Source organism: Ideonella sp. (assembly GCF_036277275.1).
Taxonomy (GTDB): Bacteria; Pseudomonadota; Gammaproteobacteria; order Burkholderiales; family Burkholderiaceae_C; genus Ideonella.
This window is the reverse complement of the sequence record NZ_DASUNH010000029.1, coordinates 1-9,570: the sequence shown is the minus strand read 5'-3', so window position 1 is coordinate 9,570 and position 9,570 is coordinate 1. Positions and strand designations below refer to the sequence as shown.

The 9,570-nt window shown below is 66.3% G+C and carries 6 protein-coding genes and 2 pseudogenes; 1 reads left to right on the top strand and 7 read right to left on the bottom strand.

Annotated features, from left to right (window positions below; all coding sequences use genetic code 11):
* From VFY73_RS06795 to gyrA, 7 genes and pseudogenes are all read right to left on the bottom strand, one after another.
* Positions 1-1,111: 30S ribosomal protein S1 (locus tag VFY73_RS06795; protein WP_329717169.1), on the bottom strand; the 1,111-nt coding region annotated here is incomplete at its 3' end.
* Positions 1,112-1,264: 153 nt separating this feature from the next.
* Complete coding sequence (locus VFY73_RS06790) at positions 1,265-3,283, bottom strand: bifunctional 3-phosphoshikimate 1-carboxyvinyltransferase/cytidylate kinase (RefSeq protein ID WP_329717168.1); 2,019 nt, start codon at positions 3,281-3,283, stop codon at positions 1,265-1,267.
* A gap of 44 nt (positions 3,284-3,327) precedes the next feature.
* Complete coding sequence (locus tag VFY73_RS06785; RefSeq protein WP_329717167.1) at positions 3,328-4,209, bottom strand: prephenate dehydrogenase; 882 nt, start codon at positions 4,207-4,209, stop codon at positions 3,328-3,330.
* Between the two features lie 13 nt (positions 4,210-4,222).
* Positions 4,223-5,332 (bottom strand): prephenate dehydratase, encoded by a 1,110-nt coding sequence (gene pheA / locus VFY73_RS06780; RefSeq protein ID WP_329717166.1) that lies wholly within the window; start codon positions 5,330-5,332, stop codon positions 4,223-4,225.
* On the bottom strand, positions 5,325-6,440 hold the full coding sequence (gene serC, locus VFY73_RS06775; RefSeq protein ID WP_329717165.1) for a 3-phosphoserine/phosphohydroxythreonine transaminase: 1,116 nt from the start codon (positions 6,438-6,440) through the stop codon (positions 5,325-5,327). Before serC ends, pheA begins: the two co-directional genes overlap by 8 nt.
* Positions 6,441-6,458: 18 nt before the next feature.
* Complete coding sequence (locus VFY73_RS06770) at positions 6,459-7,067, bottom strand: hypothetical protein (protein ID WP_329717164.1); 609 nt, start codon at positions 7,065-7,067, stop codon at positions 6,459-6,461.
* A pseudogene (gyrA, locus tag VFY73_RS06765) lies at positions 7,064-9,439 on the bottom strand (DNA gyrase subunit A); the annotation flags it as partial. The gene VFY73_RS06770 and the pseudogene gyrA, both read right to left, overlap by 4 nt.
* Between gyrA and VFY73_RS06760 the strand changes: the two are divergent.
* Positions 9,431-9,570 (top strand): annotated as a pseudogene (locus tag VFY73_RS06760) (DNA gyrase subunit A); the annotation flags it as partial. The pseudogenes gyrA and VFY73_RS06760 sit on opposite strands and share 9 nt — an antisense overlap.

Below are 9,570 nucleotides of genomic sequence, written 5' to 3'. Positions count from 1 at the left end.
ACTTGGCCGCGAAGGTCTCCCACGGATTGGCGAGGGTCTGCTTGAGACCGAGCGAGATGCGCCGCTTCACCGGGTCGACCTCGAGGATCATCACCTCGACTTCCTGGGAGGTCGAAACGATCTTGCCGGGATGGACATTCTTCTTGGTCCACGACATCTCGGAGACGTGGATCAGTCCCTCGATGCCCGGCTCGAGTTCGACGAAGGCGCCGTAGTCGGTGATGTTGGTGACCCGGCCCTTCAGCCGCGCATTGACCGGATAGCGGGCGGCGATGCCTTCCCACGGATCGGCCAGGAGCTGCTTGATGCCGAGCGAGATGCGGTGCGTCTCGTGGTTGATCTTGATGATCTTGACCTTCACGGTCTGGCCGATGTTCACCACCTCGGACGGATGGTTCACGCGCCGCCACGCCATGTCGGTGACGTGCAGGAGGCCGTCGATGCCGCCCAAATCCACGAACGCGCCGTATTCGGTGATGTTCTTGACCACGCCGGTGACCACCGAGCCTTCGGCCAGGGTGCCCAGCAGCTTGGCGCGCTCTTCGCCCATCGAGGCTTCGACCACGGCACGGCGCGACAACACGACGTTGTTGCGCTTGCGGTCGAGCTTGATGACCTTGAACTCCATGGTCTTGCCCTCGAACGGGCTCATGTCCTTGACCGGACGCGTGTCGAGCAGCGAGCCGGGCAGGAAGGCGCGGATGCCGTTGACCAGGACGGTCAGGCCGCCCTTGACCTTGCCGCTGACCGTGCCGGTGACGAAGTCGCCGGATTCCAGCGCGGTTTCCAGCGAGAGCCACGAGGCCAGGCGCTTGGCCTTGTCGCGCGACAGGATGGTGTCGCCGTAGCCGTTCTCGACCGCGTCGATGGCCACCGACACGAAGTCGCCGACCTGGACCTCGATCTCGCCCGTGTCGTTCTTGAATTCGTCGATCGGCACATAGGCTTCGCTCTTCAGGCCGGCATTGACGACCACGAAACTGTGCTCGATGCGCACCACCTCGGCGGTGATGACTTCGCCCGAGCGCATTTCAGAGCGCTGCAGGCTTTCCTCGAACATGGCGGCGAACGATTCACCACCGGTGCTGGCGGCGACTTGAGTCTGGGACATGTGGATTTCCTCGGGGCCGGTTTGCAATGAACCGGCGGCTTGCGGTGCGTGACACCGCAGGGGTTAGGTTGATGAGTTCACCGCCCTCGATCGGCCCGAGCGGGCCTGGAGGGAAGGGCGGTGGGCCCGGTTAACGACCCGTCTGACTTGCGCTCAGAAAGGTCGGCGCTGCTGCCACCAACCCATCACCTGTTCGACCGAGGCTTCGACCGAGAGGCTGGAGTTGTCCAGCAGCATCGCATCTTCGGCGGGTTTGAGCGGTGCGACGGCGCGGTTCTTATCGCGCTCGTCGCGCATCTGCAAATCAGCTCGAAGACTATCGATATTAGCCGAATTTCCCTTGGAAATCAATTGCTTATAGCGTCGCTCGGCGCGCGCGTCGGCGCTCGCGGTGAGGAACACCTTCAGGTCGGCTTCGGGGAAGACGACGGTGCCCATGTCGCGCCCGTCGGCCACCAGGCCCGGGGCGCGGCGAAAGCTCAATTGCAGGCCGTGCAGCGCCTTGCGCACGGCCGGGTGCACGGAGACGCGCGAAGCCATGCCGCCGGTGGATTCGAGCCGCAGCGGGTCGGTGATGTCGCGCCCGCCCAGGAAAACCTGATGACCGGTGAAACGGACTTCCAGCCGGGCCGCCAAGACGGCCAGCGCTGGTTCGTCTTCGAGCGAGATGCCGGCGTCCTGCGCGGCCAGGGCCGTGGCGCGGTACAGCGCACCGGAATCGAGCAGGTGGTACCCGAGCCGGTGGGCCAGTTCGGCGGCCAGCGTGCCCTTGCCGGACGCGGTGGGGCCGTCGACGGTCAACACCGGCACGCCGCCCGATGCGGGGGTGACGAGGTCGAACAGGGCTTCGAAGTAGTCAGGGAAGGTCTTGCCGACACAGCGGGGGTCGACGATGCGGACCGGCAGGCTGGCGCCGCCCGCTGTGGCAGCCAACGGGTTGAAAGCTGCCAGCGAGCCGCACATCGCCATCCGATGGTCGTCGTAGGTATGCAGCACCGCCGCCTGCCAGCGCTTGGGCGGCGCAACTTCGATGAAATCGGCACCATCGACGACGGTGGCGCCCAGCTTGCGCAGTTCGGCCGCCATCGCGGCGATGCGGTCGGTCTCTTTCACGCGCCAACTGGCGATGCCGGTCAGCCGCGTCGGGCCGTCGGCGTACAGCGCCATCACGGCCAGCGTCATCGCCGCGTCGGGGATGTGGTTGCAGTCCAGCGTAAAGGCCTTCAAGGGCCATGCGCCGCGACGAACTTCGAGCCAGCCCGGGCCACCTTCGATCTGGGCGCCCATGGCACGGGCCGCGTCGACGAAACGGATGTCGCCCTGGATCGAATCCAACCCGACGCCTTCGATGCGCACCGGTGCGTCCACGCCGGCAATGGCGCCCATCGCGACGAAGTACGATGCCGACGACGCATCGCCTTCGACGTGGATGCTGCCCGGCGACTGGTAGCGCGACCCTTGAGGGATCACGAAGCTGGCGTAGTCTTCGCGTTGAACCGCGATGCCGAAGCGTTCGAGCAGGCGCAGCGTGATGTCGATGTAGGGCTTGGAGATCAGCTCGCCGTCGACCTCGATCGTGATGGCACGGTCGACGGCAACCAGCGGCAGCGCGAGCAGCAGGGCTGTGAGGAACTGGCTGGACACATCGCCGCGGACGCGGATCGGCGCCTCGGTGTTCAGCGTATGCAAGAGGCCATCGCCCACCCGCAATGGTGGGTAGCCAGCGCGGCCGAGGTCGGTCACCGGACAGCCCAGCTGGCGCAGCGCATCGACCAGGTCGCCGATCGGCCGCTCGTGCATGCGCGGCACGCCGCTCAGCTCGAAGGCCCCGCCCTGCGTGGCGGCCAGCACGGCCAGCGCAGCGGTCAGCGGCCGCATCGCGGTGCCGGCGTTGCCGAGGAACAGCGCCGCCTCACGCGTGCGCAGCTGGCCGCCGATACCGGTGACCTGCAGTACCGCGCCTTCGCGTGCGAGTGTGCAACCCAGCGCGGCCAGCGCGTCCAGCATCACGCGGGTGTCGTCGGAATCCAGCAGGTCATGGACCGCCGTTGTGCCTTCGGCCAGGCCGGCCAGCAGCAGCACCCGGTTGGAGATGCTCTTGGAGCCGGGCAGACGCACGGTGCCACCAGCGCGGACCAGGGGAGGGAGATCGAGGAAGGCGGTTGAGTACATGGACAAGGCCCGGCCGGCCGGGGGCAACGACGGCAGTTTGACGGCTATTTCTTCGGGGCCTTGCCGGCGCCCATGCGCCAGTGGCTGCGCGTGTGCGAGACACCGGTCACCAGCGCTTCCAGCGCCTCGCCCTGGCAATCGCGCAGCACCTGCTCCAGCACGCCCAGTGCGCCGCGGAAGCGTTCGCTCTGCTTGAGGATCTCTTCGCGGTTGGCGATCAGGATGTCGCGCCAGATTGCCGGGTCACTGGCGGCAATGCGGGTGAAGTCGCGAAAGCCGGGGCCGGCCAATGCGAGGAACTGCTCGCTTTCCTTTTGCTGCAGGATGCCGGTGAAGTAGGCGAAGGCCAGCAGATGCGGCAAGTGGCTCACCGCGGCGAAGGCCGCGTCGTGTGCCTCGGGCGTCATTTCCTGCACGTGGGCGCCGAGCGCCCCCCACACCGCGCGCGCTTTGTCGAGCAGCACCGGTGAGGTCTGGGTGATCGGGGTCAGGATGACCTGGCGGTCCTTGTACAGGTCGACATCGGCGTACTGCACGCCGGCCAGTTCCTTGCCGGTGATCGGGTGGGCCGGCACGAAGGCGCCGACTCGCTCTTTCAGTACACGGCGCGCGGCGTCGACGACGTCGCGCTTGGTGCTGCCGACGTCCATGAACAGTACGTCGGGATTCACCAAATGGCGGATCGCGCGGAAGGTGATGTCGGTGGCGGCCACTGGCACTGCGAGCAGCACGATGTCGGAGCCCGACACGGCCAGCAGCGCCGATTCGGCGGCTTGATCGATCACCCCCATCTGGCGCGCGCGCTCGGTGGTCGACGGCGATTTGCTGTAGCCGATGATGCGCTCGACCAGGCCGGCTTGCTTCATTGCCAGCGCGAACGAGCCGCCCATCAAGCCACAACCAATCAGCCCCAGCTGCTTGAACATCGTCGGCATTCGGTCAGTGAACGTCCAGCGGGTAGGTGCCCAGCACCTTGAAGAAGGCGCAGGCGTCGCGCAGCGCCTTCAGCGCGGTGCTCACGTGCGGTTCGTCCGGGTGGCCTTGCAGGTCGATGTAGAAGTAGTACTCCCACTGGCCTGATCGGGCAGGGCGTGATTCGAAGCGTGTCATCGACACGCCGTGTTGTTTCAGCGGCACCAGCATGTCATGCACCGCGCCGGGCCGGTTGGTCACCGACACGATCAGGCTGGTGCAGTCATGGCCCGAGGCCTTCGGCGCCGGGTGACGGTGCGGGTCGGTGACGATCGCGAAGCGGGTGCGGTTGTGCGGATCGTCCTGGATCGCCGGGGCAACCAGGTGCAGGCCGTATTCGCTGCCGGCACGCACGCTGGCGATCGCGGCCATCTTTGGGTCCAGCGCGGCTTGACGCGCGCCTTCGGCGTTGCTCGACGCCGGGCGGCGCTCAGCGTGCGGCAGGTGGTTCGACAACCAGCCGTGGCACTGCGCCAGCGCCTGCGGGTGCGCGCAGACGACCTCGATGCCGTCGAGCGAGTTCTCTTTGCGCAGCAGGTTCTGCCGCACGAACAGGCTGGTCTCGCCGATGATGAACAGCGGTGTCGTCAGCAGGATGTCGAGCGAGCGTGCGACCACGCCTTCGTTCGAGTTTTCGACCGGCACCACGCCGAAGTCGGCGGCGCCGGCGGCGGTCATCGCGAAGACTTCGTCGATGCTCGCGCACAGCACGCGCACGATCGATGAGCCGAAAAATCCGAGCGCGGCCTCTTCGCTGAAGGTGCCGGCCGGGCCCAGGTAGGCGACGCGCGTCGGCGTCTCCAGCGCCCGGCAGGCCGACATGATCTCGCGCCAGATCGGCGCCACGCTGTCGGTGCCCAGTGGCCCGGGGTTCGCAGCCTTCAGGCCGTCGATCACCTGGGCCTCACGCTCAGGCCGGAAGACGACCGAGCCTTCCTTCTTCTTCAGGTCACCGACAGCCAATGCCAGGCCGGCGCGGCGGTTCAGCAACGCCAGCAGTTCGCGGTCCAGCGTGTCGATCTGCTCGCGCAGCGCCAGCAGATCGGGTTGGATGTTGGGGGCAGCGGGGTCAGCCATGGCGGCGGGCAAAGTCCTTCATGTAGCCGACCAGGGCCTGCACCCCGGCCAGCGGCATGGCGTTGTAGATGGAGGCCCGCATGCCGCCGACGGACTTGTGGCCCTTGAGCTGCAACAAACCGGCTTCGCGTGCGCCGGCCAGGAAGGCGTCGTTCAGGGTTTCGTTGGTGAGGAAGAAGGGCACGTTCATGCGTGAACGGGCGTCCTTCGCGACGCGGTTGCGGTAGAAGCCGTCGCAGGTGTCGAGGTAGTCGTACAGCAGGGCGGATTTCTCCGCCGCGCGCCGGTCCATCTCGGCCACGCCGCCCTGGGCCTTGACCCACTGGAAGACCAGGCCGGCGATGTAGATCGCGTAGGTCGGCGGCGTGTTGAACATCGAGCCGTGCGCCGCGACGATCGAGTAGTCGAAGGCCGACGGACAGATCGGCAGTGCACGGCCGAGCAGGTCGTCGCGCACGAACACCAGCGTCAGACCGGCGGGGCCGATGTTCTTCTGCGCGCCGGCAAAGGCGACGCCGACGCGCGACCAATCGATCTGGCGCGACAGGATGTGCGAGGAGCAGTCGGCCACCAGCGGTGCTTGGCAACCCAGCGCGGCCAGGTCCGGCAGCGTGGCCATCTCGAGGCCGTCGATGGTCTCGTTCGAGCACACGTGCACATAGGCAGTGCCTTCGCGCAAGGCCCACGACGCGGGCGGCGGCAGCGCGGTGCGACCGTCGCCCTCGTTGCTCGCCGCGGCACGCGCATCGGCATAGCGCTGCGCTTCGTTCAGCGATTTCTGGCTCCACGAGCCGGTGACGACGACGTCGACCAGGCCACCGGGCCGGGGGCCTGCCAGGTTCATCGGCACGATCGCGTTTTCGCCGAGGCCACCGCCCTGCATGAACAGGATGTGGAAGTTGGGCGGCACCGCCAGCAGCTCACGCAGGGTGGTCACGGCATCTTCGTAGATGCTGATGAACTCCTTGCCGCGGTGGCTCATCTCCATCACGCCCATGCCGGACCCATGCCAGTCCAGCATCTCTTCGGCCGCTTGGCGCAGCACCGGCTCGGGCAGCGTGGCCGGGCCGGCGGCGAAATTGAATGGGCGTTGGGGCGCTGTGGGCATGCGGATGTGCTTGGGGGCTTACTTCTTCTTGGCGGGGGCGGCGGGCTTCGCGCCGGAGGCGACGGCGCTCGGGGCGCTGGCGGCACCGGCGGGCGCTGCCTGGCTGAAGCGCTTTTGCAGTGTCTGCTCCAGCGCCTTCAGCTTGGGCTCGATGGCGGCGCGGGTGTCCTCCACCAGCTTGCGTGACAGCTGCGACTGCATCTCGCCGCCAAGCTGCTGGTACTTCTTCGCGGCAGACGATTCGAGCCAGGCCGCCGTCTGCTTCAATTCATCTTCGGTGAACTTCTCTTCGAACAACGGGCCCAGCACCAGCGGGCCATTCTTGACCGCGCTGTCGTGCAGGCGTACTTGCACGTCGTCGTAGAACGCCTTCACATCAGCCTGCACCTGCTTGCCCAGCGCTTCGCGCTTGTCGGCAGGCACGCCCTGCAAGGCCTGGCCGGCCGCTTCCATCAGACGCCCGGCCGTGTCACGCGCGATGCCAGCGGCAATGGCATCGACTGCGGGCTGCTGCAGCTGGACGATCTTGGCCGCCAGCTCCTTCTTCGTCTGAGCCTGGGCCGCGGGAAGGGCCGCGAACAGCGCCAGCGCCAGCAGCGCCGGTTTCGTCATCGTACGGGGCATCATGCGTCACCTTCCTCGTTGGACGGCGAGCCGCCTTCTGCTTCGTTGTCGATGTCGGGCTGGGCATCGTTTTCGACGATGCGCTGCAGACCGGAGAGTTTGGAGCCGTCGTCGAGCGCAATCAGCGTCACGCCTTGCGTGGCGCGGCCGAGCTCCCGAATTTCGCTGACCCGGGTGCGAACCAGCACACCCTTGTCGGTGATCAGCATGATCTCATCGTTAGGCCGCACCAGCGTGGCGGCCACGACCTTGCCGTTGCGTTCGCTTTGCTGGATCGCGATCATGCCCTTGGTGCCGCGGCCATGGCGGGTGTATTCGACGATCGACGTGCGCTTGCCGTAGCCGTTCTCGGTGGCGGTCAGCACGCTCTGGGTTTCGTCTTCGGCCACCAGCATCGCGATCACCGATTGACCATCGTCGAGCATCATGCCGCGCACGCCGCGGGCATTGCGGCCCATCGAACGCACGTCGTCTTCGTCGAAGCGCACTGCCTTGCCGCCGTCGGAGAACAGCATCACATCGTGCTTGCCGTCGGTCAGCGCCGCACCGATCAGATGGTCGCCCTGGTCCAGATCGACAGAGATGATGCCGGCCTTGCGCGGGTTGCTGAACTCGTCGAGTGCGGTCTTCTTGACCGTGCCGAGCGCCGTGCACATGAAGATGTAGTGGTCGGCGGGGAAGCTTCGGAACTCACCCGTGAGCGGCAGCACGACGGTGATCTTCTCTTCCGGCTGCAGCGGGAACATGTTGACGATCGGCTTGCCGCGCGAGGCGCGGCCGCCTTGCGGCACTTCCCACACCTTCAACCAATAGACGCGACCGCGGTTGCTGAAGCAAAGAATCCAGTCGTGCGTGTTGGCGATGAAGAGCTGGTCGATCCAGTCGTCTTCCTTGGTCTGTGCAGCCTGCTTGCCGCGGCCGCCGCGGCGTTGCGCGCGGTACTCGGCCAGCGGCTGGCTCTTGATGTAGCCGGTGTGACTGAGCGTCACCACCATGTCGGTCGGCGTGATCAGGTCTTCGGTGCCCAGCTCCTGCACGTTGTGCTCGACCACCGAGCGGCGTGCGCCCACCTTGGTCTGGCCGAATTCCTGCCGCAGTGCGGTCAACTCGCCGCTGATGATGGTGGTCACGCGCTCGGGCTTGGCCAGAATGTCCAGCAGGTCCGCAATGACCGCCATCACTTCCTTGTACTCACCGAAGACCTTGTCCTGCTCCAGGCCGGTCAGGCGCTGCAGGCGCATCTGCAGGATCTCGCTGGCCTGTTCGTCCGACAGGCGATACAGCCCATCAGGCTGCATGCCGTAGTGAGCAGGCAAGCCTTCGGGGCGGTAGGCCTCGCGGCCACCGGGGGTTTCGCCTTCGGCGCGGGCGAGCATCTCTCGCACCAGCGACGAATCCCAGCTCACGGCCATCAGCGCCGTCTTGGCCATCGGTGGCGTCGGCGACTCCTTGATGATGCGGATGAACTCGTCGATGTTGGCAAGCGCTACCGCCTGGCCTTCCAGCACGTGGCCGCGTTCGCGCGCCTTGCGCAGTTCGTACACCGTGCGGCGGGTGACCACCTCGCGCCGGTGCTCGAGGAAGATCTCGAGTAGCTGCTTGATGTTGCACAGCTTCGGCTGGCCGTCGATCAGCGCGACCATGTTGATGCCGAAGGTGTCCTGCAGCTGCGTCTGCTTGTACAGATTGTTCAGCACCACCTCGGGCACTTCGCCGCGCTTCAACTCGATCACCACCCGCATGCCGGACTTGTCCGACTCGTCCTGGATGTGGCTGATGCCTTCGATCTTCTTCTCGTGCACCAGCTCGGCAATGCGCTCGAGCAGCGTCTTCTTGTTGACCTGGTAGGGGATCTCGTCAACGATGATCGACTGGCGTGCGCCGCGGTCGATGTCTTCGAAGTGCACCTTGGCGCGCATCACCACCTTGCCGCGACCGGTGCGGTAGCCTTCGCGCACGCCATTGAGGCCGTAGATGATGCCGGCGGTCGGGAAGTCCGGTGCCGGGATGATCTCCATCAGCTCGTCGATCGTCGCTTCAGGTGCCTTCAGCAAGTGCAGGCAGGCGTCGACGACCTCGTTCAGGTTGTGCGGCGGGATGTTCGTCGCCATGCCGACCGCGATGCCCGCCGCGCCGTTGACCAACAGGTTGGGCAACCGAGTCGGCAGCACCAGCGGCTCTTTCTCGGAGCCGTCATAGTTGGGACCGAAATCGACGGTCTCCTTGTCGATGTCGGCCAGCATCTCGTGGGCGATCTTCGACAGGCGGATTTCGGTATACCGCATCGCCGCGGCGTTGTCGCCGTCGACCGAGCCGAAGTTGCCCTGGCCATCGACCAGCATGTGGCGCAGCGAGAAATCCTGCGCCATCCGCACGGCGACCAATCGGTGTACGACACCGCGGTGCGCATGGCGCAAGACTTCTCGATGCGCCACATGCTCATCGACGGCCAAGGCAACTTCGGCTCGGTCGACGGCGACAACGCGGCGGCGATGCGGTACACCGA

Excerpts from the sequence above, each read along its gene's own strand:
- serC (WP_329717165.1), bottom strand. The coding sequence starts at position 6,440 with ATGCCCACAGCGCCCCAACGCCCATTCAATTTCGCCGCCGGCCCGGCC.
- VFY73_RS06785 (WP_329717167.1), bottom strand. The coding sequence starts at position 4,209 with ATGTTCAAGCAGCTGGGGCTGATTGGTTGTGGCTTGATGGGCGGCTCG.
- VFY73_RS06790 (WP_329717168.1), bottom strand. The coding sequence starts at position 3,283 with ATGTACTCAACCGCCTTCCTCGATCTCCCTCCCCTGGTCCGCGCTGGT.
- VFY73_RS06770 (WP_329717164.1), bottom strand. The coding sequence starts at position 7,067 with ATGATGCCCCGTACGATGACGAAACCGGCGCTGCTGGCGCTGGCGCTG.
- pheA (WP_329717166.1), bottom strand. The coding sequence starts at position 5,332 with ATGGCTGACCCCGCTGCCCCCAACATCCAACCCGATCTGCTGGCGCTG.